Source organism: Bradyrhizobium sp. CCH5-F6 (assembly GCF_001556045.1).
Classification (GTDB): domain Bacteria; phylum Pseudomonadota; class Alphaproteobacteria; order Rhizobiales; family Xanthobacteraceae; genus Bradyrhizobium.
In genome coordinates this window covers 26,639-53,424 of sequence record NZ_LSIC01000188.1, presented here as the reverse complement: position 1 = coordinate 53,424, position 26,786 = coordinate 26,639, and the positions used below count along the sequence as shown (strand labels likewise).

General features: G+C 63.9%; 17 protein-coding genes and 3 pseudogenes. 1 reads left to right on the top strand and 19 read right to left on the bottom strand.

Annotation, left to right across the window (positions count from 1 at the left end):
* Positions 1-763: 763 nt before the first annotated feature.
* The 4 genes and pseudogenes from AX729_RS32475 to AX729_RS32460 form a co-directional block, all read right to left on the bottom strand.
* Positions 764-979 (bottom strand): annotated as a pseudogene (locus AX729_RS32475) (zincin-like metallopeptidase domain-containing protein); the annotation flags it as partial.
* A gap of 56 nt (positions 980-1,035) precedes the next feature.
* Positions 1,036-1,941 (bottom strand): ArdC family protein, encoded by a 906-nt coding sequence (locus tag AX729_RS32470; protein ID WP_057195716.1) that lies wholly within the window; start codon positions 1,939-1,941, stop codon positions 1,036-1,038.
* A 350-nt stretch (positions 1,942-2,291) separates the two neighbouring features.
* Entirely contained in the window at positions 2,292-4,457 is a 2,166-nt protein-coding gene (locus AX729_RS32465) for a hypothetical protein (RefSeq protein WP_057195715.1), read from the bottom strand.
* On the bottom strand, positions 4,454-5,875 hold the full coding sequence (locus tag AX729_RS32460) for a hypothetical protein (RefSeq protein WP_230646921.1): 1,422 nt from the start codon (positions 5,873-5,875) through the stop codon (positions 4,454-4,456). Before AX729_RS32460 ends, AX729_RS32465 begins: the two co-directional genes overlap by 4 nt.
* On the opposite strand from AX729_RS32460, the gene AX729_RS41425 reads away from it, so the two are divergent.
* Positions 5,861-6,211, top strand: coding sequence for a hypothetical protein (locus AX729_RS41425; protein WP_230646920.1), 351 nt, complete (start codon positions 5,861-5,863; stop codon positions 6,209-6,211). The two genes, AX729_RS32460 and AX729_RS41425, sit on opposite strands and share 15 nt — an antisense overlap.
* Positions 6,212-6,234: 23 nt before the next feature.
* On the opposite strand, the gene AX729_RS32455 is transcribed toward AX729_RS41425, so the two are convergent.
* The 15 genes and pseudogenes from AX729_RS32455 to AX729_RS32385 form a co-directional block, all read right to left on the bottom strand.
* A complete protein-coding gene (locus tag AX729_RS32455) occupies positions 6,235-7,659 on the bottom strand; it encodes a tyrosine-type recombinase/integrase (RefSeq protein WP_061028179.1) in 1,425 nt (474 codons plus the stop codon).
* 260 nt (positions 7,660-7,919) lie between these two features.
* A pseudogene (locus AX729_RS32450) lies at positions 7,920-8,636 on the bottom strand (ArdC family protein); the annotation flags it as partial.
* A 295-nt stretch (positions 8,637-8,931) separates the two neighbouring features.
* Positions 8,932-9,519, bottom strand: coding sequence for a hypothetical protein (locus AX729_RS32445; protein ID WP_036029591.1), 588 nt, complete (start codon positions 9,517-9,519; stop codon positions 8,932-8,934).
* Between the two features lie 398 nt (positions 9,520-9,917).
* Positions 9,918-10,331, bottom strand: coding sequence for a hypothetical protein (locus AX729_RS32440; RefSeq protein WP_057196775.1), 414 nt, complete (start codon positions 10,329-10,331; stop codon positions 9,918-9,920).
* Complete coding sequence (locus AX729_RS32435; RefSeq protein ID WP_057196774.1) at positions 10,328-11,218, bottom strand: DUF7007 domain-containing protein; 891 nt, start codon at positions 11,216-11,218, stop codon at positions 10,328-10,330. Before AX729_RS32435 ends, AX729_RS32440 begins: the two co-directional genes overlap by 4 nt.
* Entirely contained in the window at positions 11,215-11,691 is a 477-nt protein-coding gene (locus AX729_RS32430; RefSeq protein WP_057196773.1) for a UCP036055 family protein, read from the bottom strand. The genes AX729_RS32435 and AX729_RS32430 overlap by 4 nt, the downstream gene beginning before the upstream one ends.
* Positions 11,692-11,783: 92 nt before the next feature.
* Complete coding sequence (locus AX729_RS32425) at positions 11,784-13,469, bottom strand: ParB/RepB/Spo0J family partition protein (RefSeq protein ID WP_057196772.1); 1,686 nt, start codon at positions 13,467-13,469, stop codon at positions 11,784-11,786.
* 246 nt (positions 13,470-13,715) lie between these two features.
* A complete protein-coding gene (locus AX729_RS32420) occupies positions 13,716-18,818 on the bottom strand; it encodes a helicase-like domain-containing protein (RefSeq protein WP_057196771.1) in 5,103 nt (1,700 codons plus the stop codon).
* A 165-nt stretch (positions 18,819-18,983) separates the two neighbouring features.
* Positions 18,984-19,589 (bottom strand): DUF1419 domain-containing protein, encoded by a 606-nt coding sequence (locus AX729_RS32415; RefSeq protein WP_057196770.1) that lies wholly within the window; start codon positions 19,587-19,589, stop codon positions 18,984-18,986.
* 330 nt (positions 19,590-19,919) lie between these two features.
* Complete coding sequence (locus AX729_RS32410) at positions 19,920-20,804, bottom strand: DUF3991 and TOPRIM domain-containing protein (protein ID WP_057196786.1); 885 nt, start codon at positions 20,802-20,804, stop codon at positions 19,920-19,922.
* Positions 20,805-21,234: 430 nt separating this feature from the next.
* A complete protein-coding gene (locus AX729_RS32405; RefSeq protein WP_230646671.1) occupies positions 21,235-22,089 on the bottom strand; it encodes a tyrosine-type recombinase/integrase in 855 nt (284 codons plus the stop codon).
* 62 nt (positions 22,090-22,151) lie between these two features.
* The gene (locus AX729_RS32400) at positions 22,152-23,099 is read right to left on the bottom strand and encodes a tyrosine-type recombinase/integrase (protein WP_057196769.1); all 948 of its coding nucleotides are present in this window, start codon (positions 23,097-23,099) and stop codon (positions 22,152-22,154) included.
* A gap of 14 nt (positions 23,100-23,113) precedes the next feature.
* Positions 23,114-24,346 (bottom strand): tyrosine-type recombinase/integrase, encoded by a 1,233-nt coding sequence (locus AX729_RS32395; RefSeq protein WP_057196768.1) that lies wholly within the window; start codon positions 24,344-24,346, stop codon positions 23,114-23,116.
* Between the two features lie 113 nt (positions 24,347-24,459).
* Positions 24,460-24,639 (bottom strand): hypothetical protein, encoded by a 180-nt coding sequence (locus AX729_RS32390; protein ID WP_057196767.1) that lies wholly within the window; start codon positions 24,637-24,639, stop codon positions 24,460-24,462.
* A 441-nt stretch (positions 24,640-25,080) separates the two neighbouring features.
* Positions 25,081-26,548, bottom strand: a pseudogene (locus AX729_RS32385) (replicative DNA helicase).
* Between the last annotated feature and the right edge of the window lie 238 nt (positions 26,549-26,786).

Below are 26,786 nucleotides of genomic sequence, written 5' to 3'. Positions count from 1 at the left end.
TGCAAAACTCGCAACAGTCAGCGCGCTAAAGGACACCTTCTCGCGCGTAACCTAAGCCGTTGCCGGTCGAGGTGAAGGTGCCGATGGTCGCCATTGTCGTGTCCATTCAGTTTTCCGGGCCGCCCATCGCGGCCTCGATGGCTGGCGACAGACCGGAGGCGATCGACCCGCACCCCGAAGGGGCCGGCACGCAGTAGAGGGCAGCCAGGGCACGACTTTCTTGGCTTGCGCGAGGAATGGCGCGCAGCGGCCAGGGGAAGAAAGTTGTAACCGGCTGTTGCGGGGATAAGAGCGAGGCGGCGCTCAAGCGACGGCGCCCTTCGGTCAGACATGCCAATCGAGGACGACGTGGGTGTGCCAGAAGAAACGGCCGAGGAAAACGACAATGGCGACCATCGAAACCTTGACCGACGAAACAACCCGATCACCGCTCGCGGCACACATCTTTCAACTACTCAGGCTTACGGGTCGATGCCCGAAATGAGAGGGAAGGCGTGCTACTCTGCCTTCAAGAGAGCCACGCGGCCCGAAAGTGAATCGGGAGGCCGCGAGCGAGATTTGCTCGGCACAGCGAAGACCTGTGCAAAGTCAGAACGTCCTCCTCGAACGACGGCACGCAAGGCCACAATCAGGTGGCGCAGCACGAGCAATGAACGGACTCCGGCCCTCGAGCAGCCAACAAGGCCGGATCTCTGCGCTGAATCACCGGATAGCTAAGGGCCGGCAAGCGCCGGCCCCAATCACGTTATGCGCTCATCATGTATCATGCTGCCTCTTCGACCTCAGCGGCCTTCGGCTGCTGGTCGTGCAGATAGGCGACGGCGCGTTGCGCATGCGCAGCAGCCGAGAAGATAAAGCGCTTCTCACTCGACAAAACTTCCAACCACGATGCGAGGTAGCTTGCATGATCAGGTCGCGGTTCGAGTTCGGGAGAGATCCCGAGATCCGCGCAGAGGAAACAGCTCCCGAGTTCCGCGACATATCCTGACAGTCCAGCCCTTTTTTGAAATTTTACCCTGTTGGGGATGGTGGTGATCATGCCGCCATCTCCTCGGTCCGAGGCTGCTGGGCATGCATCCAGTCAGCCGCCTGCTGGGCTTTGCTGGCGGCGGTGAAGATGGCGCGAGGGTCGTCCTTGAGGAGGCGCAACCAGGATGCCACGTAGGCGGCGTGATCGGGCCTGGGATGATGGGCGACGCCCAAATCCGCCAGGATGAAGGAAGCGGTCAATTCGGCGGTGGCTTCTTCGATCGGCAGCCAATCGCGCTTGAACCGTTCCTGGAAGTTCCGGTCGAGCCGGTGCTTTGCGCCAGTGGCGTGAGCTGCTTCATGTATTAACGTGCCGGCATGGGCGGCTGGGCTCGTGAATGCCGCGTAGTCCGGCATGAAGATCGTGTCGATGTCGATGCGGTAGTGCGCATTGTAATTGCCGGTGATGATCGGGATCTTCAGCGCATCGATGAACTCGCCGACGTGAGTAAGGCGATCGATCTCTGGAAGCTCCTCGATGACCTGAGGTTCGTAGCCATCGACTTGGGCGACATTGAACACCGTGAATGCACGTGCAAAGACGCGGCGACGAACGTCATCGTCACCATCATCTGCATCGTCGTTGGCGGCCGGCTTTGCCTGCTTCCAGAGAACAACCGTCGTTCCTCGTTCGCCCTTGCGTACCTGCGCGCCGATAGCCAGCCATTGCCGATAGGTTCCCCAGAGGCCGTCGGCATAGCCATGAGCTTGCGCAGCGATCCAGAGTGCGAGCACGTTGACGCCGCGGTATCGATTGCCTGACGAGACGTTCTGAGGACGGGTGATGGCAGTGCCGTCGTGATGCCAGGGCATGCGCCATTCGCCGGCGCCAGCTTCGATCGCGGCGACGATCTCGGCGGTGATGCGGGTATAGACATCGGCGCGGTCCGCCGAACTCGATGTATAGGACATGGGAGAATCTCCGCGGCCGGCGGAGCAAGCCTCTCTCACTCCCTCAACCGGCCGCCCGATTCCGGCCCTCCTCGTCCTCTCCCGCCGCCCGACAGGGCGGCCGTCTTTGGTTTTGTGCTGTCTCATCATGATGGGTGTTCCCGTTCGGCCGGGGTCCGTCCCCGGCGGCGGAGCAGCCACCTGCGATGCCTGAAAGCGCGACCGCGCACTCGCAGAGCCGAAGCGATAGCGGAGGACGGCGATCAGCCGTTGCGCGGCCGTGCGGGGCATCGCGCGCTCCGACCTGGCCGGGGCGGACGCCGGCGAGAACCAGCCGGCGCGGCCGCAACCTCAGGTCCGGAGCTCTGACGTCAGTTGCTGCGATCGATATCGTCGAGGACAGCCTCGATGCGTGCGAGATCCTGTTGCAGGGCGGAGCGCTGTAGCGAAGACAACCGCTTCTCTTTGAGGACAGCTCTCGCCTCGTCTGCGGAACGTGCCCATGCTGGCCGGTGCCTGGCGGTGATGCAGGCGTTTGGACACCGTGTCGGTTGGCAAAGCACGGTCAGCGGCATCTTGTTGTTGTCGGCGTTGGTTGCCTGCTTCAGGCACAGGGCGGTCCCGGGATCGAAGAAGCAATCGGCGAGCACGCCGACGTGCAATGTGCGCGCGAGACTGGCGAGCATCGTGCGAAGCCGCGCGCGATCTGCAATTATGACTGGAAGGGGGCTAAGTTCTACCGCTGCAGCATCAAGCGCCTTCGATATGCGTGGTGCCGCTGGTCCGGAAAGCGTCGAACCAACTTGCCGCTCATCGAAGTAAACCAGCAGGTCATCGAGTTGCCCAAGAGCACGCTGGTTCTCGACCTCGGCGCGGAAGCCAGACTTGCTGGAGCCGGCATAGCCCTCGAAGGCCGCGACGGAGGCATGCTTATACTGGATCATGCCGGCGATCGTACCGAAGGGACGGTTGGCGATATGCCATGCAATCGTTCGGCGAAATTGCCGTGTTGTGATTCGCCAAGGCTTGCCTTCGGAACTGTTGGGAATAACCGGCTCGTTGATCGTGCCGAACAGTTCATTGAGGTGATCGCGATAAAGATTGAGCTGGCGTACTATCTCGGCAGAGAGGTGATCCTTGCACACGGATTTAGCGGCCAGGACCGGCCAGAGTGTCGTGAGGCCGCGGGCCGATGCGGCCTGGAACGAGAGGCGTTCCAGCACACCGATGGCCTTGGCGACAGGCTCGATCGTGACCCAATCGGCTGCTTCGCCATGGCTCGATTTGCCTTTGTAGGCAACTGACCGGACGCGATGGCGCATGATCAGGCCATCTTCACTGCGGGATATAGCAAGGCATCCACGCTGCATTGCCTGAACTTCGCAGTCGCGCATGCCGGTCAGATACGCACACAGAATATATGCTGCTGATTGCAGCATCCGTTCTTCCTGGGCGAGCGTCTTGGCGTCGAATCGAGGTCGCCACGGAAGGCCCGTCTCGGGCAGAAGAGAGATGCACGTATCCATGCCGCCAGTCTCAACGCCGAGTTGGCGTATGGCTGCATCGATCAGATCGGGCGCTCCACTCGCAAGCTGAATATGCATCCTCGACTCTGCGCGGGCATCGATCCCGATATGAAGATGAAGCAGGTGCGAGTTGACAGGAGGCGATACGTCCCCTGTATCTGGAAGCCGCATAGTGGCGCCATTGTGAGCGGTCCCCCAGATCGGCACACCGCGCTCTTCACGTCGTCGCCGCTCAAAGTAGTCCATGAGACGCCGGCGCTGTCGGGCACGGCGCTGTTTGCGGTCAAGGGCCTGATCTGATTGAACAAGCTTGGCGCAATGGGTCTCCAATCGATCAAGCTCGTCGCGAGCGGCGAGGATATCGGGCGCAAACTCGGTGACGTAGCGGATCGACCAGGCCAACAGTGGGGCGATGACTTCTTCCGGCATTCGTGGGGTGCGGTTCTCGCGGACGTGACGATAACCAGCGACGCGGGCTGGAGCGCGTCCGCTCCACGGCTGGAACCGCAGCCCTCCGGAGGGAAGATGATCGCGAAAAGCATAGAGGTCGACCGGCACCTCGAGAAGGTGACCGACGATGACAGGCCGTCGGCTGCAACCGGTCTGGAGATGGCGCGCGTAGCGGTCGAGCAATTGCTGATCGATCCGCGAGAGATCGACGGCGCTGAGTTCGCCGCGGACGAACTCGAAGAAGCGACGCGCTCGGTTGAATATCTGCCGAACACAGACAGGCGGGAGCTTCTTGCGATGACCAGGGAGATCGACGTTGAGCCGGGCATAGAGCAGTTCCCGGATTGCTTCGCGGGTACCGATATCTTCGACCGAGCCGAAATGTACGGTGACATGGCAACGGCGGGCGTTCTCGCGAAATACCGCCGGCCCGAGATCCCAGCTTGCATCGCCATAGCGGGACAGGCAGCTCCGATCGAAGCCCTGCTTCAGCGCCGCGGAAGCAAGAACCGGACGGTCATGCAGATCCTGTGGGAGCGGAGCGAGGGCAACTTTGCTCATGGCCGCACCTCGGGCGGAAGATAGAGAGATTGTTGGGTGGCCTCGCTGCGCGCTTGGGCGATCAAACGTTCAGAGAAGACGGGCAGAACCTGTTGTGTGATGCGCGCATGCGCGCGACCGAACTTGATGCTCCAGTCGGCCGCAGAGAGCCCGGCGCGCTCGCCCTCGATAAAGTCGAGAAACGCGAGGATCGCTGGCAGCTTGCGAGCCGTGATGACCGCGTTGCGGCATTCCAGGCAACCCCAGAATGGCTGCGGACAGGGTGAGCCTGCTTCGGCGAAGGGGCTGTTCTGAAAGCCCGCGCACGCCGCGAGCCAGACGTCCTGATCTCCATCCAGGAGCGCGGGAATGTTATTGTTCTGCACAGGGGCGTCAACACCCTCGCGCCAAAGGGACTCGCTGTCGGGTGACAGAACGATCGGTCCTGCGGACGCGACAACATCCGTGAACGCCTCGGCGACGGTGGCTTCATGCAAAGGGCGCAGTGACGGAATATCCGCATAGTGACGAGCGGCGATCTCCGGCGTGTGGCCGACGGCAAAGCGCGCCATGTGCCCTTCGGTCTTGAGATACCAGAGTGCCTTATGTGTTTTGCGCAGCCGGGAGAGAACAAGGTGTAGCGGACGGCGATCGTCGTCGACGATGCCGTGTCCAGCGACCCAGTTGTCCACCAACTGATGCGGGTGATCGATGCCGGACCGGAGCTGTCCTCGCCCTTTATAATGATAGACCCAGAGAGACTCGACCGGAAGAAAGCGCCTTGTAAAGCTCGTCACCTCGATCAGCTTGCGGATCAATCCGCCAGGCGTGCCGAGGCCGCCATCACGAACTCGCAGACGCTTCTGCTCGGCACCACGCGCGCGACGCTTTATGTAGCTGATCTCGATCGTCCCGGACTCTGGGCTCTGCAAACAATCGATGGTCAGCGTCTTGCAGCATTCGATCTCGAGCCCTGTCTCTAATGATAGGAACGTCAGCAGTGGCGGCAGATCGGTTGCGAGCAAATGATGGCGGTTATGGACATCTTCGGAAAAGCTCGAAACCGGCAGGCCCCGTCGCAGGCGCATGAAGTACAGGCGTTTGAAGGCGAGGTCCGAGTGGTCGATCTTGCCTTCAGCGGCAATCCTGGCTTCAACATCGGCGACTGCGCTGCGGAGGTTGGAATCAATGGCTTCGTCGAGCGGACGGCCGATACGTCGGAATATTTTGCCGATATCGGCCCGAGCCGCGTCACGTAGCTGACGAGCGACGAACGGACTATATGCGTCGCGGGGTTGCGACCGTCCTGCGGATTGCGCGCTGGTGTAGCTCAGGCGATGGCGGAGCTTATCGTCGAGAAGGCCGGGTTGATCGGCATCGATAGAGCGCAGCGCCAGAATCGCCTTCGCGAGGACCGTGTGCCGATGGATCGGCGTCATGCCGCCGGCCTCAAGGGAGGCTTCGAATCCGTCAATATCCTGCGCGCGAAGATCAGCCGGCTTCGTGGCATGAGAATGGGCTCGCAGGTATGCGAAAAACTTATGATATGCTGTAATGTGCTGCATGATGGTGCAGCGCGCTCCCAACGCCCCGCCGAGTTCAGCCTGTCGGCGAACAGCGCCGGCAAAGGCTATCGCAAGTGCTCGCGGGCTCAGGCTGGTGAGATCGACCTCGACGATCCCGCCATGACGCGCCTCAATGTTGAAGCGCAGTCCGATCACCTGGTCACCGGCATGAGCTGGAACAACACCATCTGCGGGCACAAAACGAACTGAAGTTCCCTTGCGCGGCCGGCCTCTCATAACGAGCGCTCCGAGGGAAGCAGCGCCAGTAACTCCTCGACGGCGGCATCAACGGTATCGGCGCGCGAAGCGATGTGATCGAGATAGATGTAGGTCGTTGCGAGGCTGGCGTGGCCAAGCAGCCGTTGCACTTGCTGGAGTGGATCGCCGAGGATCTGCCGATATCCTTCGATCGGGCCAGCGGGCAACGCTGCATCTCGAATCCGCTGCTGGATCAGCATCGCGAGCATATGCACGGCAAAGGTATGGCGGAGCTGGTGCGGCGTGATGTTGACGGAAAAGCTGAGAGACCTGCACCGCTCGGATGCCCGGGCGAAGATCACCTCCCAGGAGTTCGGTTGAACCGGCAATCCGACTTCCGTGAGCCACAGCACGGCGGGCTCGCCCGCTGTACCGTCATCATCGCAGACGATGGTCCTGCTGCGCTCTTCGGGGCTCAGCAGATCAAGAACGACGTCACTCCCGTCGAGCAGTCGCAACCGGGAAGCTGACCGCTCCCTGTGAACGAAGATCGGGCGTTCGTACGAGCGCCAGCCGGAGCGTTGTCGGAACTTAGTGACGGCGTGAGCTCGTTCAACCGCGATGTAGGCCCGCGCCTGTTCAAGCAGTCGACCGGAAAGAAGAATCTGGCGACCACGATCGCCCTTCGTCAGCGCGTCCGGCAGATCGAGCCATACCTGTCGAGCTGTTCGCCGATCGACGGCAGCAAGGTCGGATGCAAACAGAAAGGAGGCTTCCTCCAGCCGAAGGCCCGTCGTCACAACGAGGTCGGAAAACAACGCATTGCGAATGCCGTTGCGATCACGCGCTCCCGGCCGCGCTCCGCCATCAGGCATAAGCCCTCTGAGGCCGACGTCCCAAAATACCCGGTAGTCATCGAGCGTGACAAAGCTGACATCTGCTCGACGAGCAGCCGGCTCATAGGCGTCATTGCGGGCTGTAATCTGCGCACGCCGGCCGCCGTATCCTTGCCTCCAAACCGAGCGGTGCGTGAACGGCGCTTCAGGGAGCAAGCCTTCGCGAACGCCCCAACGATAGAGCCGATCGAGACAGGCAACAGCTCGATTCCAGGACGCCGCGGAGATACGTTGGCCGGCCTCCGTCCGGCGACGAACGCGATGATAGGCAAGGACGTCGCGACGATCACCTTGCCATACGGACTTGCCGCAGGCTTCCGAAAGAAAGCGGACCCAGACCAGGACGTCATAGCCATACGCACGAAGGGAGTGCCGTGAGCGGACGCCATTGAGGGGAAGGTCGCGGAAGAAACGATCCAGATCAGGATCGTAGAGTGCCCCGTCCCGCAGGATCATAGGGACGTGTGCATCAAGGCCGTCAGCCGATCGGCGCTCTTGAATGGTGATGTTCGAAGCCGGCGCTACGTTGTCCACAAGTTGTTCAACCTTCCCCCGGACCCCCATCCGGGGAGCCAGCATCAACGAAGGAGTTCAACTTGCCCGGCGCTATCCAGGCCGGCCGTCGCCAGCTATGTGGGAACGCTACGGCCGGCGGTGAGCACCGCAAAGCCGTCCGCCCGCTACGGCGCTATTGGATGGCGCGCGTGCGGACGGCTTTGCTCCACCGAGCTCACCACAAGTGGGGACAAGACCTACCGCCTCCGTCAGTCCTGTTGCATCGACGTAAGCAAGACGCTGAGAGTCGGTGCAGACTGTCAAGATAAGGCAATCAACTCTTCGCGCGCGCGTTCGCTCCGATCCTTGCTGTAACGGCTGAGATCGCGATTAACGCGGTGAGCGGGAGCGGTCCAGTGCACGGTCTCATGGGCTCTGACGGCGACATAGGAGGCGGTGTCGCGAAAACTTTCGATCGTCGGCATCTGAATGTGATCGGACGAGGGCGCGTAAAACGCCAGCGAGCCACCATGCCGAACAATCGCGCCGGTATTGGCAAAGAAAGCGTCGGCGCTCGCGTTACGCTCGATCGTTGATGCGACAGCGGCCGGCCGACCGTAATAATGCTCGGGCAAGCCATCGATTTGATCGACGCAAAACACGGTATAGGCCTTCAGGAAGGGGATATCCCTTTCGACTTCGTCGCCGTGAGCGTCGGTCTCTGTCTTGGTGAAGCGGCTCGCATAACCCACGGTGCTGCCGGTCTCGCCCTTACGGACGTGCGCGCCGAGTTCGCTGGCTTGCTTGAACGTCATCCAGATCGGAGAGCTGAAGCCGCGCGCGACGGCTTCTGACCAAAGCAGCACGACATTGATGCCCGTATAGGGCTGGCCGTTGTGTCGCAGCGGTCGCGTGATGTGGCCTGCCATATTCGCGGTGGCCCAAGGTTGAACCCAGGGGCGCACGCCGCGTTCGAGCTCCGCGACAATGCGGTCCGTGATGCGGGCGTACAGGTCGCCTCGCGTCTTTTCTCCGTTCCTGTTCATTTTAATGACTCCGTTCGGGAGGCCGCGCCCATCGCGGCTCCTCACGGGGGCCGCCAACGCCGGGCCCAAGGTCCGCGCACCCGCAGGGCCGAAGCAGCGCGAAGGACGGCAAAGCCGTTGCGCGGGCATAGGGTCCGGCGCAGGACCACGGACCGGGAGGAGTCGACGATGGCACGCAGCGCGGGCAGGCGCCCTTTGTTGCAGCGGCGGCACGAAAAAAGGGCCGGTTCCTCCAGACCGGCCCGCGAGGTGGCTGCAGTGGAAGAGGCGCGGGGCCGAGGCCCCGCGCTGACAGTTAGTCGAACGCCGACATCTGAGCTTTCGCCGCCTTCCGGCCGACGGTGTCGGTCGTGTTGTCGACAGGACGTTCGAAAGGCTTCCAGGTCTCGCCGACCACTTTTTCATAGGCAGCGACGGCGCCCTCGGCGGCCATGCGAAGGGCGTGAGACTGAACGCCCATGTCGGCGGCGAATTCACGCTTGCGCTGTGCCTGGCTATCGAAGCCGACCGGACCATCGAGGTCCTCATCGCGGCCGTCGTTGGCGAGCTTGGCGGTCGCATCTCGCGCTTCGGTAACTGCGCGGGTGTAGAACTGGCCGGCGCCGTGCGCGGAGCCGACATAAGCGCCGACGATCCTTTGAAGGTGAATCTGCATTGCGCGTTCACTCAGGCCGTCCTTGAGCGCGTCCGCAGTTTCGATGATGAGCCGCTCATGCAGATCACGGATGCCGTCACTGTCCAGGATCGCAAGGCCGAAGCTTTCAGAGATGCGCTGTGCCTGTGCCGAGTCGGGGCAGGCGAGCCGGACCATTTCGAGAGTCGTGCCCTTGCGAAGCGGGATGACGCGGGCGCTGGCGCGAGAGGAACGAGCAGGTTTGGTCATTGGTGAATTCCTTATCTGGTTTCGCCGTCGGTTCGAGCCGGCCCCTGCCGGACCTCCCTTCGGGTGCGGTCGCCGAGCGCCGCCGGGATGAGGGCCGCTTCAAGGTCCGGGGACCGCCAGGCGAGCGAGGTCCGGCTGCGGACAAGCAGGGTCCAGCTTGCTGGGGCCCTGCGCCGGACGCGGCTGGGCCTTGCCGAGATCGGCGGTCTCCGGTCGCTTGCGACTTGGCCTTGAAGCGGACCGCCGGGGGCGCAGACCGCAGCAAACCCGAGGGGAGAGCCGACAGGGTCCAGGCCGGATTGGCGAAACCTTGGAAAGGTTCGAGCCAGCAGATCGCCAGCTTCGCGCCGTGCTCGAGTTATCCGCCTGAGCGGACCGCAAGGTCGGCTTCGGCTCGGCTAGGCCGCAGCACCATGGCGCTTGCCCGGACGACAGTCGGCGGAGCTGCGACATTCGTCCTTGCGATGTGCGCGCTCCGGGTCGTCATGAGCGGGTCGAAACTCCGGCGCGCATCGGGCCCGCAGCGTCTCGATCGCGACATCCTGCCGGGCGAGCTTGCGCGACAGCGCGTCGATCTCCGGCTGGCGCTCTGCGGTGATCGCCGCAAGGTTCGAACGATAGCGTTCGAGGAAAGCGCTGGGGTCGGGCGGCTTGCCGCCACGGTATGCGGACCGCTTGCGGCCAAGCTGCGGAATCAGCGCCGTCATGCGGCGGATGATCTGCCGGTCGATCATGTCGAGCTGGCGCTGCGTCTGGCGCCGTGCCTCTTCCATGCGCGAAAGCTGGGCGAGACGTTCGGAGGAAGCCTTCATGGCGGCGTCCTTCCCTGCCAACCGATGAAGCTCGACGGGCCGGAATAGACCGGGTGGCGGGTCTCATCGACGACAAAGCCGAAGCGGCCAATCCGGTACTCGTCGGACGGGATGAGGAAACGTCGCTCCTCCGTCCCCGCGCCGCGTCTGCCGCCCGGTGTGGCGACGACTTCAACAAAGCCCGGCTGCTGATCGGACGTGATCGCCGACACGACGATCCAATTATCGGTGTGCTCCTTCTCGAAAGCGCGCCGATCCTTCTCACGGGATTCGCCGGGCTGCAGCACGATCCCGAAGATCACCTCCCACGCATCGGGCCAGCTATCCTTGATCGTGCGCTCGGCGCAGCGCCGCTCGTAGCCGGTGAAGAGATGCGGGAAGGTGATCGCCACGATCGCCCAGGCCTCGTCTTCCTCGTACCAGCCGCCCGGCGCGCGCAGTACAGGGTCGACCTTGCGGTTGCGCTCGGCCGAGAGATGGAAGCCGCCGTGGCCCGCCGTCGAATGGCAGACAACGCCTTCCGCATAGACGGTTGCACCCTGCGACGGACCCCATGGCGTGTTCGCATTCGAGCCGATGTCGCGACGGCCGAGCGCACGCTTCTCGCGCTGATGCTCGGCGTTCTCCGCGACCTTTGTCCGAAAGGCCGCCTCGTCGGCGAGCTCGCCGGAATGGCCGTAGAAGTCAGAGCGCTTCCATTCGGCAATCGGCCGGTTGATGCGCCAGCCGGTCGCAAGATAATGGCGGTCGTCGCGTCCCGGCAGCATGGCGAAGGCTGTGTCGCCGACGCGAGCGACGAGATGGCCGTCGCCGCTGCGGCCGAACTCGACCTCGGGAAATTCAGAATTCGAATCCGGCTCGGTGGTGAGCGGTGAGGGCGTAGTCATACGGCCGTCCTCCCCTCCATGACGTCGGCTGCCCGCGAATCGGCGGTCACCTCGTCGAGAACCGCATCCGGATAGCCGTGGCTCTGCAGCCAGCATTCCGCGTCGGCGCGGCTGCTGCCGAGATAGACGAGTTCGGCGTCCTCGCCGGGTCGGTTGAGCACGCGGACCGCACCGATCCTCGGGCGTTCGGTTACGACGAACCTCAGGTCGCTGTCGACCGAGAAGCTCCGGTGGACGCGAAGCACCACAACGCCGCCGCCGCCACAGTCGCCGGCGTGCAGTGTGATAGTGGCGGCGATGATGGTGTTGCCGACGCGGTGTTCTGCCTGCTTGCGGATCAGCCTGCCGCCGCTGTTGCGGTGTTCCCAGGCCGCGAGCTTCTTGCGGTGCCGCTCCGGCGGCCGCGGCGTGCCGTCGGAAAACCGGATGATCGCTCCGAGCGGGACGAGGTCGTAGATCAACTGCGCGGACATGGACGTTCTCCTGTTCATGGGTGTTGGAAACGAAGCCGCCGCCGGCTGGGCCGGCGGCGGGGGTGTCATTCGGATTGTCGATGGCGTGCGGGCTATTCAGCCGCCTCACGGAACGCTTCGTCACCTAAGGCTTCGCCGTCGTCCTCGTCGCCAGCGTCCGGCTCCTCGACCTCGTCGTCGGCCTCATCGGCGGCCGCGACGGCGTTCTTCGCCAGCCAGGCCAGCAAGTTGACCTTGTCCGGAGCGAACAGCGCTGCCGGATGGACAAGGCGGCCTTCCTTGAAGTGCTCGACCAAAGCGGCGCGGGTGTCCTTCACCTTCTGGCGCGGGAGAACCGAGGTGTCCTTGCACGAGCCTTCGAGCGCGGCGCGCGACAGGCACGACAGGAAGTCGTCGGTGCCCATGTTCGGCAAGAAGTTGTCCGCGCCGACCACCTCGCCGGCGACGCGCGCAACGATGCCGCTGTCGGTGCGGTTTTCCCGGCACGAGAGAACCTCAATGAGGACCGAGCGCGCAGCGACGCGCAGCGTGTCCATGTCGAGGACGAGCTTGCCATCCTGATCGAACAGCGTTGCGGCATGGCGCGCAATGCGCCGGTTGCCGTAATAGGTGCCGCCGCTACCGGAATCGACCGAGACGTTCTGGCCCGCGAACGCGAGGATCAGCAGCGCCATCAGCGCATCGTCCTCGACGGGCGCGCGTGCCAGCGCCTCATGGAGGGCGTCCGTTCGGAAGTCGCCGATGATCTCGACGCCCTTGCGCGTCACGTCGGGACGCGGCTTCGAGACCGCTGTGCTCTCATCGGCAGCGTCAGTGCCGGCCGCCGCGCCCTTGTCCTTCGACTTCTTCGCCGCAGGCATGCGGTAATGCACGCTCTGCACACGGCCGTCACGGTCGAGATACATCGCCGTGCAATCCGACTTCGACGGCTTGCCGTAGACGCGCTCCGCCTTCGGCGGCAGCTTGACCTCGCCCCAGTTCGTCGTCTCGGCGATGATGCCGCGCTTCGGCAAGTTGTTCGTCATCCACTCCTGCTGCGCGCCCAGGAACGCTTCGACATCTGTGGTGTAGCGGCTATCCTCGTCCGCCGGCGCGAACAGGTCCTCGATCCACTGGATGCCGTAGGCCTGGGCGAGGTCGTCACCGAAGCTGGCGTGACGAGCGTACATGCGGACCTTGGTCAGGGCCTGCGCCACGCTCCCCCACGACACCTGCGGATCCGCCTTGGAGGGCTTGTGCTTCTTCCAAACCTCCTTCTGCTCATCGTGCGACGCCGAGGCAATGGTGCGGAGCTGGCGCTCGTCGGGCATGTCGCCCTTGGCCATGTGATCGAGCATGATCGGCAGCACGTTGGCGAGCAGGCGGAGCTTCCTGATCTGCCGGACGGGCAGGGTCAATGCGACGCCGATTGCCTCTTCGGTCCAGCCGAGAGCGACGAGACGTTCGATCGCACGCCACTGGTCGACGGGATTGAGTGCTTCGCGCGCGATGTTCTCGATCATCGAGCGCATGGCACCGTTGTCGTTCGCCGCCTCATCGACGAGGACGTCGATCTCCTCGAGGCCGGCGGCGATCGCCTGCTTCACGCGGCGATGACCGGCATTGATGACATAGCCGTTGCCGCCGCCGGTCTGGGGCGTGATGACGGGTGGCTGGACTATGCCGACGGCCTTGATCGTCGCGAGCAGTAGGGCGTCGGCCTGCGGCGTCGACTTCGTCTGGCGCATGCGATCGGGATTTTCGTTCAGCGCACGCGGATCAATCTTGATGAGTTGCATAGGATTTTTCCTGTTCGGGTTCGCGGACCGCGCCTTGCCGGCCCTTCCTCGTCTTCTTCCCGAAGACACCCCCCGGCCCGCGGAGCGGTCGGGCCGGCACAATCGCGGCCGAGCATCCCTGCCAGGCCGGACAAGCAGGGCTAACAGCTCTGCGAAGGACGACGGGCTGGGATCGCGCAGGCGGCGGTTGAGCGTCAGCGTTGCCGGCCTGACCGCTCTGCGAGAGGGTTTTCCCTTCCTCCCTCATCATGCTGCGATTGCGCTCCCGCCCGTGCCCTCCACATCCGTCGCAAGGGCTTGCTCGACATCAGCCAACTGCCGGCGCTTCTCGGCAAGATCGGCTGCGAATGCGAATTCGCCGTCCTCGCGCGACCGGTACGAGGCGAGCCGGCGACGTGCGTCGGCGAGACGCTGGCGATAGCGCTCCCGCTCGCCCTCAAAATCGTCGAGCGCGTGCTCAAGGCGCGAGATCGCACCGAGCGGCGTCACCGTGACCGGCAACTCGATCTCATGCCCGGCGCCGGTGCGGATCAGCGAGGTGCTGTAGCGATAGCCGTCACGGCCGTAACGCTCGCCGGAGTACGCGAGATCGAACCCGCCGATCCAGGCGATGATGGTGTCGCCCTCCTGCTGGAGCTGGACGAGGGTCAGGATTTCCTTCATCAGCGCGCGGCCGGCCTCCTTGCGCTCGACATAGCGCTTGCCGGCCACGGTCGCGGCGAAGGCGTCGCCGGCCGTCGGAACAAGGCGCTCGATATCCTTGCCGACCTCCGCGATTCGGCTCGTGCAGAACGCGATGTCGCGCTCCGCGTCGCGGATCTGCCGACGGACGGCGTGCTGGTCGTCGATATGGGCCGCGCGCAGACGCTCGAGCCGGGCGATGTCGGCTTCGAGCCCGGCCTTTAGCATCAGCCGCTGGTCGCCGCTCGCGATCGCCTTGGCCATCGCGAACTGGTTGGCCTGGCCTTCGCCAAGGTCGTCGAGCCGACGGATCGACGTGTCGCCGGAGAGCGCCGCGGCGATGAAGCGAGCCTTGCGCTCGTTATTCTGCCACATGCTCGCGTCGAGCGAGCCCTCGGTCGCATAGGCGAAGATGTCGATGACGTCGTGCTGGTTGCCCTGGCGCTCGATCCGGCCCTCGCGCTGCGCGATCTGCGACGGCAGCCACGGGACGTCGAGGTGATGGAGCGCCTTCAGCCTGAGCTGTGCGTTGACACCGGTGCCCATCGTGTCGGAGGAGCCGATCAGGAAGCGGACCTTGCCGGCGCGCACATCGCCGAACAGGCGCTGCTTGGCCTCGGACTTCTTGAAGTCCTGCATGAAGGCGATCTCGGACGGGGGCACGCCCATGCGAATGAGCTCGTCTCTGATCCAGCGATAGGCCGAGAAGCCGCGCGTCTTCTCGACGCTGATCGTTCCGAGGTCGGAGAAGATCATCTGCGCGGCGCCCGGCAGCTCGTACGGCTTGCCGTCGGCGCGCACGTAAGTGTTGTCAGACGTCTCCTTCCAGATGCGGAAGGCGTTGCCGACGAGAAGATTCAGCTTGTTGTTCGGCTCGTTATCGCTGTCCGGATCAACCAGACGCAGGTCGATCGCCGCATGCCGCCCATCGGTGATGACCGAGAGCAAAATGTCGTCACCCGGCTCCGGCGGCCGGTCGCGCGTCTCGATCGCCTTGATCCGCGCGTCGAGCAGGACCTGGTAGCGCTTGAACGCCGGTGTCGGTTTTGCCGTCAGGATCTGGCGCTTGCCCGTCGAGATCGCCGGGACCTTCACGTACTGCCGCAGGTCCTCCGGCATCACCACGTCAGCGAAGGACCGGAACATGGCGATCAATTCAGGAACGTTCACGAACGTGGCGAAGCGTGTGACCGGCTTGTATCTGCCGGACGGCTGGAGCTCGAGCTCCGTCGAGACGTCGCCGAAAGTCGAGGCCCAGGCGTCGAACTCGTGGAGTTTGCGATCCAGGAGTGCGCCGTATCCGAGATAGCGCTGCACCGAGAACATCTCGCCAAGCGTGTTGGTGATCGGCGTGCCGGAGGCGAGCACCAGCGCCCGCCCAGGGTTCTTGGTCTCGACGAAGCGCGATTTCACATAGAGGTCCCAGGCGCGCTGCGAGCCGTTGGGATCGACTCCCTTCAACGTCGACATATTGGTCACGAAGGATAGTTTGCGGAACTCCTGCGCCTCGTCGACGATGATCTGGTCGACGCCGATCTCGGAGATGGTCAGGAGATCGTCCTTGCGGGTGGCGAGGGATTCGAGCCGTTCCTGCAATCCCTCCTTCAGCCGCTCAAGCCGCTTGCGCGAGACGCGGTCGTCGCTTTCGACCTTGGTCAGGAGCTGCTCGTAGAGTTCGAGCTCGTCGTGGATCATCCGCTGCTCGAACGCGGACGGCACGCCGATGAAGCGGAAGGCCGAATGGGTGATGATGATCGCGTCCCACGTCGCGGTCGCGGCGCGCGACAGGAAGCGGTGCCGCTTGTCCTTGGTGAAGTTGGTCTCATCGGCGACGAGGATGCGGGCACCGGGATAGAGCGCCAGGAACTCGCGCGCCGCCTGCGCCAGGCAGTGCCCCGGAACGACAAGCATGGCCTTGGCGATCAGCCCGAGCCGGCGCTGCTCCATGATCGCGGCCGCCATCGTCATCGTCTTGCCGGCGCCGACGGCGTGGGCAAGATAGGCCGTTCCCGAGGCGATGATGCGCCAGATGCCGCGCTTCTGATGTTCGTAGAGCACGAAGGCGCCCGAGGCGCCCGGCAATTTCAGATGCGATCCGTCGAAGGCGCGCGGCACGATGTTGTTGAAGCGGTCATTGTAGACCCGCGCCAGCCGGTCGGTCCGATCCGGATCGGACCAGATCCAATTCTGAAAGGCGGTCTTGATCTTCGAGAGCTTCTCCTTCGCCGCCTCGGTGTCGACGACGTTGAGGACCCGACGTTCGCTGTCGCCGTCTTTGATGGTGTCGAAGATCTGCGGGACGGAGGAGTTGAGCGCATCAGAGAGAAGCTGGCCGGCGTGCCGCCGTTCCGTGCCCCATTCCGACGTGCCAGCAGCCATCCAGCCGAGCTGCCGGGCCTCCACGGTCCACGACGCCAGTTCCGGCATGTGGTGAATCCTGATCTCCGCGCCCATCGTTTCCTTAACGAAGGCCACGATATCTGCGGCGGGAATCCACGGCGCGCCAAGGCGCGCGGTGATGTCCGAGGGTCGGAGGTCGGCAGGCTGCACCTCCTGCAGCGCCCTGACGTTGCGCTCATAGGCCGGATCGAGCGCTGCCGCGGCCTCCGCCGCCGCAAGCTTCGACCGGACCGCGCCGGACAGATAGGCGTCCGCCGTCTGCCACGAGCCGTCGGCCGGATCGCGGAAGATGGCGCCGCCGAGGTCGGCGATGACGTGGTCCGCGTCGCGGTGCACGAGCTCCGCGATATGGCCGGGATCGACATGGCCGCGCTCGTTGAGTACGACGGCTAGCGCATCGGCGGCGCTGGTGATGACGGGCGGCGCCGGCGGAGCGATCACCCGCTCGGTGAAGATCGGACCCGGCTTCGCCGTGTCGGACTCGAGGTCGTAATCTTCGATGGAGGCCACCAGCCAGCAATCCGGATCGTCCAGGAATGGCTGGAGATTCGGCCTACGGTGCGTTTCGCGGACCTCACCGGTCTCGTCGTCCTCGGCCGTCGACACGATGGTCGTGTTGATCGGCCCGAAGGTGCGCACGAAGTTCGACCACACGATGCGCAGCCTGACCTGCGCGTCCTTCCACGGCCGGTCGAGCTCCTGACATTTCAGCACCTCGCGGACCGCGTCGCGGATCGGGATCAGCTTCTGGATGATCCGAGCGTGCTTTTCCGGAATGCCATCGGCGCCGCGGCCCTTGCGCACTGAGACAGCAACCGGCTTCCCGTCGAGGATCTGCATCAAGCCATGCCGGCTATCGAGCAGATAGCTGCCCTCGCGCGCCATGAGGCTCGCCGGGCTCTCCGACTTCGCTGACGCGGGCTCGTGCTCGCCGTCAGAGACGATCACCTCCGGTTCGCCGTCATAGATTGCGACCGGAAGGAGGCCAATCGCGTCGTCCAGCGCGGTCGTGAGATCCTCGCCGTCACTCGGCACACAGGTGTAGGTCTCGCCAAACGGGCCGGAGGTCAGCGCGTGCGCGCCGAGCACAAGGTGGCGATGGCACGCGAACCAGCGGTTGACGCGAATTGGGCCCTCGTCCTCGGTCGCCGGGCGCACCTCGTCGAGCTCGAGCCACGAGAGGTCGCCTTCGGGCTCACCCTGCTTGCGCCGCCGGAAGAACAGGATGTCGACCACGACGTCGGTGCCGGCATCGGCGCGGAAGCTACCTTCAGGCAGGCGAATGGCACCGAGGAGATCAGCGTGCTTCGCGATCAGCGCGCGCGCCGAGCCATCCGCCTTGTCCATCGTGCCGTGCGATGTGACGAAGGCGGCGAGCCCGCCCGGCTTCAGAAGCTTGATCGCCTTGACGATGAAATAGTCGTGGAGCCGCAGACCGAGCGAGCGCAGCGCGCGGTCCGAGCGGACGGTGCGATCGGAGAAGGGCGGATTGCCGATCACGAGATCGAATCGTGCCGGCAGCTCGGTGCGCGCGAAATCGCCGGTGACGATCCGCGCCCGGGGCTGCAACAGCCGCGCGATGCGCGCTGTGACGGGATCGAGCTCGACGCCGGTGACGTGGGAGACCTCGCGCAGATCCGGCGGCATCAGCGCCGGAAACAGGGCGGTGCCGATGCCGGGCTCGAGCACGCGGCCGCCGCGCCAGCCGAAGCGCAGCAAACCCGCCCACATCGCCTGGACGATGAACTCCGGCGTGAAATGGGCATACTGCGTACAGCGCGCCAGCGAAGCGTAGTCAGCCTCATCGACCGCATCCTGCAGATTGGCCCCGATCTCGTCCCAGTCCTTCGCGAATTCGGCTTCGCCCGGTCGGCGGAAAACGCCATTGGCGAGCTCTGAGGCGCCGAAGCCGGTAAAGCGGATCAGTTGCCGCTGCTCCTCGTTCGTCGCGGGGCGCTCCTCGGCCTCGATCTGTGCGGCTAGCCGAACTGCGGCAATGCTGTCGCGGGCGCGCTGTTTCCAGCCCTTTGCGAGGCCGCGTTCGCCGGAAAGATAGAAACTGTCGCCGCACTTGCGGGGACCGTCCTCGGAGCGCCGCGCCGATTCGATCGCCGGCCTTACCGAAGCCGGCGTCGACGGCGGCGGATCATCCCCATGGTCGTCAGCGCCGCCGAAACCGGCGGCGAAGGCTGTGACGCCGAGGCCGAGGCTGGAGGAAAGGGCGGTATTGCCGAAGAGGTCGAGGGTGAATGGATCGTCATGCGCCATGGGAAATGTCCTCCAGTTGGGCGCGCGCCACCGTCCGCCGGCGCGGGCTGCGACGGACGGCACGGCGTTGCGGGAGTTGATGAGCGGGCCGGCGCCAGGCCGGGTGCTGAAATGCGATGCCCGGCGCGAGGCCGGGCTGCCGCGGGGCGGGGAGGGGAGGTCAGGCTAAGCCGCGACCGTCGCCGGCAGATGGCGGAACTGCACCGGCAACTTGGCCGCGATCTCTGCCTCGGTGAGGTCATCGAGCAGCTTCAGGACCGTGCCGCTCTGGCCGGTATAGACGAGTACGGTGCGGCGGCCGCGCATGGCAAGCGGCCAGCGCTCGCCGGCATAGCCGCGATAATCGTCATGCGTGCTCGACCAGATGTGCTCGAGCCGCTCGTCGCGCGTCATCGCGCGCACGGGCCGTGACTCGCGCTCGATGATCGCCGCCTTCATCCGCTCTGGCGACAGCCGATCGGAAAGATCGCAATAGCCATGGAACCAGCGCCGCCTTCCGTCGATGGCAAGCGCGAAGAAGATGCTGGTGACGCTGCCCGTCATGAATTCGCGCATCGCGAACATGTCGGCGCGCATGAACAGCGGTGGCAGGATCTCGAGCATGTAGTCGTGCTCGCGCTCGTTGACCTCAAACCACTCTCCAGCGAAGAGATGCTGGCCTACACCTTCGGCCATCGCGGGGTCACCACGATGGCGGTTGAATAAGCGGTGCATCTCGTGGCGCGTCGCAACGCCCTCGAAGACTTTGCGGATGCTGGGGGAGGTGTGCATGGGCGGCTCCTCTTGGCCTGGCCGGACTGACAGCGCGAGCGATCCGCCTGATCTCTTCGTCACTTCAGTCCTTCATCACACCTCCTCGCCGGCCGCATCGAAGATCCGGCGGGTCAAGGGCCGCGGAACGCGGGCGAAGCTTCACCCTTGACGCGCCGGTCGCGCATGCGGCAGCGCTCATTCCCACTTCATTTCCTCTCCCTCATTGTTCGATCTCCTTTTCCTTTGCTCAACACCAAGGCGTCAGAGAACCACTCATGCGGAGGCCTTGGTGCGGCGCCGCCACGCAGCCCGCGCGTCGCTCTCGCGCGCTACATCAAGAGTTAGCCGTCAGGCCCTTAAATCCTCATTCCAGTCGCCCGCGCACGGCCGCAATCGGTCATACCGCGCCCTTGCATCCGCCGCGACGACGCGAACACGGTCGGCGTAGATGTCGCCTTGCCGATTGTTGTCGGTTGCTGCCACGAGCCAAGCGCTGGCGCGCTCGGCGAGGCCGCGAATGGCGTCATCGGTCGCGGGCGACCAACCGCCGCCGGTGCTGACATAAAGGGTGTCAGGGCGCAGGGCCTCGATCGCGGCGAGGCTCATGGCATCGATGGCCGCCTCGGTGATACAGATCCGCTCGGACTCCCCCGGCCCGAAGCGAAAAAGCTTCTTGCCGCCGTTCGTGGCGAAGCCCCGCCATGCCGGTCCACGCTCCTCCCAGCCTGTGAGCGCTCCAGCAGAATCGATATGCGCCGCCCACATGCTGCCTTGGGGACCCTCTCGCAACCGGTCGCTGGCGACCGCCTGCTTCACGATGTCTGCTGGCAGTCCGCGCTCGCCGGTGAGATAGCGCCAGGCTGGCGAACCGGGGCGCGGCCTGAAGCGATGTCCCCACCGCTCTATAATGGACGCAAGGGCCTTGGGCCTTTCCGGGTGCTGCCATGCTGGTGCGCTTGGAACGAAGCCAACCACATCCGCAACACGGTCACATGCCTCGACGAAACCGTCGGCGCCGAGGTGTTCGGCAAGCGAAAATACGTCCCCTTTTGCCGGCGACAAGGGATCGAACCAGCCGCGGCCCTGGTGGATGACGATGATGATGTTGCTGTCGCGGCGATACTTGATCGCGCGCCGCGTGCTTTCCTTGACGTCGACCTTCCAGCCGTCTTTCTCCAAAAGGGCCGCGCAGCCAACCTTTTCTCGCAGCTCTTCAATTTCTCTCTTGTCCATTGTCTGCACCGGCGTCGCGCAGGCGACGTCCGGTCCCTCCTTCTGTTGGTCTCACCTGTTCCTAGCCTTGCGGCACATCCCCGACCGGCCGCGAAGCCTGCCGGGCGCAAGGGCGCGCGGACAAGCTGTCGAATTTGTCAGATAGCTGGGCGCGGCGAAGCTTCCCTTGCAGCCGGCATGGCGCCAGCGGCAGCCGGTCACCCGGCTCAATGAGCCGGGCACCAGGGGTCGTATTCATGGTTATGCGGATGTGAGCATAACCATGATTATGATCCATGGGAGATTATGGACAGCTCCGACTGAGAATGCCTGGGATAGCGCAGTCCGGCTCGAAGCCGGACTGCGCATAATCACAGCGATTGGAGGAAAGCCATAAGTTGGTCCGGTGGTTGATATCGTGCCGGTGCAGCCGTGATCGGCTGGAGCCGACTCAAAGCGGCCTCTTCATGGCGAGATCTGCCTCCAAGTAGATGTGCGTCGTGCTCGGATCCTCGTGTCCGAGCCACAGCGCGATGACGGTGATCTCCACGCCCGACTGTAGCAGGTGCATCGCTGTCGTATGGCGGATCGTGTGTGGCGAGATTGCCCGTTCAGCCAGGGGCGGGATCTGGCGCGCTGCCTGCGCGACTGCCAGTGCGAGTCGCTGAGCCGCCCTGGACCGCGATAGCCGGCCGCCTGCTTTGCTTGGGAACAGATACCCCTGTGGGCCGGCGTCTTGCAGATGGCGACGCCACTGCCGGAGTGTAGCGGCCGTCGCCTTCCAGAGTGGGACGCTCCGTCGCTTTCTCCCCTTGCCGTGGAGATGAGCGACTGGCGAGACATCCAGCACCACGTCGCCAGCCCGGAGGTTGATCGCCTCGGAGATCCTGGCTCCGGTGTTGTAAAGGAACGTAAACAGGGCCTGATCGCGCCGCCCAGCCCATGTTGCGCAGTCCGGCGCCGCGATGATCGCGTCCATTTCAGCGCGGGACAGGAAACCGAGTACAGGCTTGTCGTGACGCTTCTGCGGGACGGCAAGGCTGCGCTCAATGACCGCAAGCACGGTCAGATCTTCGTGGGCGGCATACTTCAAGAACGTGCGGATCGCCGACAGGCGCGCGTTACGGCTCCGTACGCTGTTCTTCCGCTCGCGCTCGAGGTGATCGAGGAAGGCGAGGATCAGCGTCGCGTTCAGGTCGGCGAGGGCGAGGTCGGTCGGCGCTTTGCTTATCGCCTTCTCCGCGAACGCGAGCAGCAGCTTTGAACGTGTCGCGGTAGGCCGCGACCGTGCTGGGACTGACTGCACGCTGTTGGCGCAGATGATCGACGAAGAAGCGCTGGAGGAGCATCGGGAACGAGGGGATCATGTCAGTCACGACCCGCCTCCCCGCACTGCGGTACAAGCGCCTCGAAGCGATCGCCGGCCAGCGCCATGAGCTCGGGCACAGCCTGCAAGTACCAATAGGTGTCGCCGAGATTGACGTGGCCGACGTAGGTCGAGAGCGCCAGCATTGTGTTGTCAATGTCAGCGCCTTCGGCCTGCCAGAGCATCAGCCGCCGGCAAATGAAGGTGTGCCGCAGATCGTGGATACGGATGAACCGATGGCCGCCGCGCGGCACGATGCCGAGGTCTGCCGTCAGCCGGAGCCACGCGCGGCGCACGGCCCCGTAGCCCAGAGCTTCACCGCTGCGCTCGTCGAGAAAAAACGGCGCAGAATGGTCGGTCGCGCCGAGCCTCGCTCGGGTGCGCAGGTAATCTCGCAAAGCTGCTGACGCGGTCGGGTGCAACGGAACCATGCGTGTCCTCCCGAATTTGGATTGCTTCACCGTGATCTGCGTTGCAGCCTCGTCGAGCTCTCCGCAGCGGAGACACAGCGCCTCCGAAATGCGCAGACCCGCCGCCGCAAGCAGACCAAGGAGCGTCGGGAACGTCGCCGGGCCGGCACCGAACACTGGCGGAAGAGCACGCGCGGCTCCGATGATCGCGTTCACCTCGTCCGGTGTGAAGATGTGTGGCGCTAGGCGGCGCTTCGAGCGCCCGAAGGGTGAGCCTTCGGGGAAGGTGGTTCCTGACTCGGCACCAGCCAGATGACGCGCAAATGGCCGGAGTACGTTGAGCCGCTGCGCCCAGGTGAAGGGATCGGCATGCATCGCCTCCTCCTTCGCCCAGCGCAGCACGAGGGCGGACGTGAGCGGACCTTGGTGGCCGCTTGCGTCGGCGAAGCGGGCGAAGGCGAGCGTGAGATTGCCCGACCGATCCAGCACGAATCCGAGGCGGCGGCGCTCGGCGAGGTAGGCCTTGGCGCGCGCGAGCATTGTGACGGGGGTGCTCATGCGGCCGCTCCAGGCCAGGGCAGCGCGACGGCCGACAGCCGCGTGATGTCAACCCGCGCATAGCCCGCGGAGGTGACGATGCTTCGGTGACGTAGAACGTCAGCGATCTGCTTCATTGGCACGCCGCTGTTGACCAGCCGGCTTGCGAGCGTGTGACGGAGGATGTGAACGCGGCTCCGGTCCCAGCCCAGCCGGGCATAGTCGGCGTGAAGCGTCTTCTGCACGACACGTCTACCAACGGGCTCGCCGAGCGGCGCGACGTGGCGGACGAACACTTCTCGTTGGGCGGTTGCCGGCCGCTCGTGGAGGACATAATCGACAATCGCTTCGCCGGTCGCGAGCGAGAGCGGGAGTACGTCGGACCGCCGGGCCTTGCCGGCAGGCACCCTTACGATGCCTTCCTCCCAGTCAATGTCATCAAGGGTTAGTCGGATGACCTCGCTCGAACGCAAGCCGAGATCGGCCAGGCAGCGCACGATGGCGTAGCCTCGCCGGCGCGACGGACAAGGCCGGTCAAACGCCGAGAACAGCTGCTCGACATCGGCGGCCGACAGGGCCTCCGGGAGCTCGGCATCCCGCCAGAATGCCGGGCGCGGCACCGCTTTGAGGAGATGAGCAACGTCGTCGCCGAGCAGTGCGCGATAACGGAGATAGCAGCGGACTGCCCCACCCATGACACGGATCGTGCTGGTGCTCCAGCCGGCGTCGCCAAGGACGAAGGCGCGAACGGCATTGGGCGTGATGACGCTCAGATCGATCGGTTGTGTGCTAAACTGCTCCCGGAGCAGGCGTCGAATGATGCGGCGGCGGTGATCGCGCGTGCCCTGCGTCAGTCCCCAGATCTCGTTCATTTTAGCGTCGAACTGGGCGAGCTCCACCTCGATGGCGTTGGGTGCTGGAGACGCGACAATGCAATGCATGCGCAGAACGCGCAGCAAATTGTTAATCGCCGCCCTGTTGAGGATGAGGCCACGCGGGACCGGGGGCTCGCATGAGCAGATCGCCAGGTGGCCGGTGAGGAAACGGCCGATCCGAGCCTCGTCGATGTTGCTTGGTCCAGCGTCTTCACTGTGCAACCAGTCGCCGAAATGAAGAGCACAGGCGGTATATCGACGGCGACGCTTAGCTCCGTAGCGGCCGCGAGCGAGGTAATCCGTATAAAGGCCCATGATGGGCCAGAGAACATTGTCCGGATCTTCGGTCCTGAGAAGGCGTCGGGATATGGGCATGCTCGATCTCCGTCGTTGGGAGTTTGAGCAGGCCCTCGGATTATGTGCAGTTCAATCGAAGATGCGCCGAACGATAGGCTCGGCACATCAAGGATTTGTCTCGGGCGACAGCCTTAGCTGTCCATAATCTCCCATGGATCATAATCATGGACGATGGCGTCCTGGTCGCCCTCGTATTCGCTGGAGACCATCACACCGAATTCGTTCTCAGCCTGGAAAAGGATGACCGGCACCATCAGCGTGCGGGCCAGATCGAAGGCGTGGTTCTGAGCGAGGGCGAGATTGTGCGACATCGAAAGGCTCCCGTCTTGCGGCGGGGACCATCCCCGCTCGACAGGCGCCGACGTGTTCGGGGGCGGTCGCGGTCACCTCGTAGGCGAAGCCGAAGAGGTCGCACGCTTGCGTAGCGAACCCCTTGCGGGTTGATCGTGGAAGGCCGCACCAGAACCAAGGAAAGCCCATTCGAGAGCGGGGCTGGTCCTTCTCCGAAAGCATCGTGTGCCGCACTGCACATCTTTCATCCGCGGGCCCTTGCCGACCAGATCGCGACGCGAGAACAAGTGTGATCCTTGTTGTTGAAGCAGCGAGGCGCGTTCGATGCCTACGAACGAGCGTGGGTCAGCTTGACAGGCGTGGGTTCGGAGTTAGCGCGGCGAGAATAGCGCTCGTTTGGTTTGCCCTACCGGATCGCTGCACCGGGCAGAGCGTGAATGAAGAGCCAGTATCGGCAAGACTTAGTCTGATCGGCGTGGCAAGCGATTGTGTTCGGCAAGATCGAAGAAGCGGGTGAACTCACCTTGAAAGGTCATAGCCACGGTCCCGGTGGGACCATGCCGCTGCTTAGCTATGATGATCTCTGCTTTGCCGCGCGCATCGCTCATTTCTGTTTCCCAAGCGAGGTACTCGTCGGTGCCGGGCTTCGGCTCCTTGTTTTTGAGATAATATTCTTCACGAAACTCTTGTTCAATCGAGCCAGACTCGCGGAGATCTGAGAGTTGCGGGCGTTTTTCATCGCGGTTCTCGACCAAGCGTGAAAGCTGGGATAGCGCAATGACTGGCACATTAAGTCCTTTGGCGAGCGCTTTTAGGCCGGTCGTAATCTCAGTGATCTCCTGCACGCGGTTCTGCGCCGCACGCGGTGACTTGCCCTGCATGAGCTGGATATAGGACAATAATGAGGTGCAGTCCTCGTTGTCGTTTCAAACGGCGCGCGCGGGCCGCGAGTTGAGCGATGGAGACGGCGCCAGTTTGATCGATGAGGAGCGGCAGACGCCGCATCCTTTGACGGCAATCGAGCAGCTTACCGAAAGCTGCCTCGTCGATGTCGCCACGCCTGATATTGGAGGACGGGATCTCCGTCTGCTCCGAGATTACGCGAGTGGCGAGTTGCTCCGACGACATCTCCAGAGAAAAGAAAGCAACGACGCCACCAGCCGCGGGTTTAGTCGAGACACCGACTTGCTGTGCCGCATCGTAGGCGCTGGCAACATTGAAAGCTATATTGGTGGCTAGAGACGTCTTTCCCATGCCGGGCCTACCAGCAATGATGATGAGGTCCGTTGGCTGAAGGCCTCCCATTTTTGCATCGAGGTCCTTGAGGCCGGTTGCGAGGCCAGAAAGCCTGCCATCGGACTGGTACGCTTGCACGGCCCGATCAATGGCGCTGTCGAGTGCGGTCTCGAACGTCTCGAAGCCTCCGCCATAGCGCCCCGTTTCGGCGATTTCGTATAGTAGCTGCTCGGCATGCTGAATCTGATCTGCTGGAGCGCAATCGATGGGTGCTTCAAATGCGCCATTGAGCATGTCCTCGGCGATCCTGATCAACTCACGTCGCACGGCTAGATCGTAGACCGTCCGGCCGTAATCGACCGCATTGATGATCGTCGTCGCCTCCGCGGCCAAGCGCGCGAGATACTGCGCCATCGATATTCCAGCCACATCAAGAGTGGCGGGAAAGAAGGTCTTCAGCGTGATCGGATTGGCCACCTTGTTCGAGCGGATCAGCTCGCTGATCACCTCAAAGATGCTCCCGTGCAGCGGCTCAAAGAAATGATTCGCCTTCAGGAAATCCGCAACACGATGAAAGGCGTCGTTGTTGATCAGCATAGCACCGAGCAGCGCTTGCTCGGCTTCGATATTGTGCGGCGGCTGGCGGTACGGAGGAGCCTCTGACGGCGTCAGTTTGAAAGCGGCTTCTGCCATGTTGGTCCCCCATCCACCCGATGTTGAAATGCAGGACCTACGACGAACAAGGGATCATGCAGGGGATAGGTAACGAATCGCCCCCCAGCGAGGAAGTGTACCGCCAATAGGGGTAAAACCAATCGATTCGCCCCTTCCAGATCGGGGCAGAGTTTGTTGGTTGGGCCGCTCGCCCGTTCGCGTCAGGGATGGCAGCCCGTAAGGGGGAAGACCCGCTCGCGGGGCTTCAGCGCAGCCT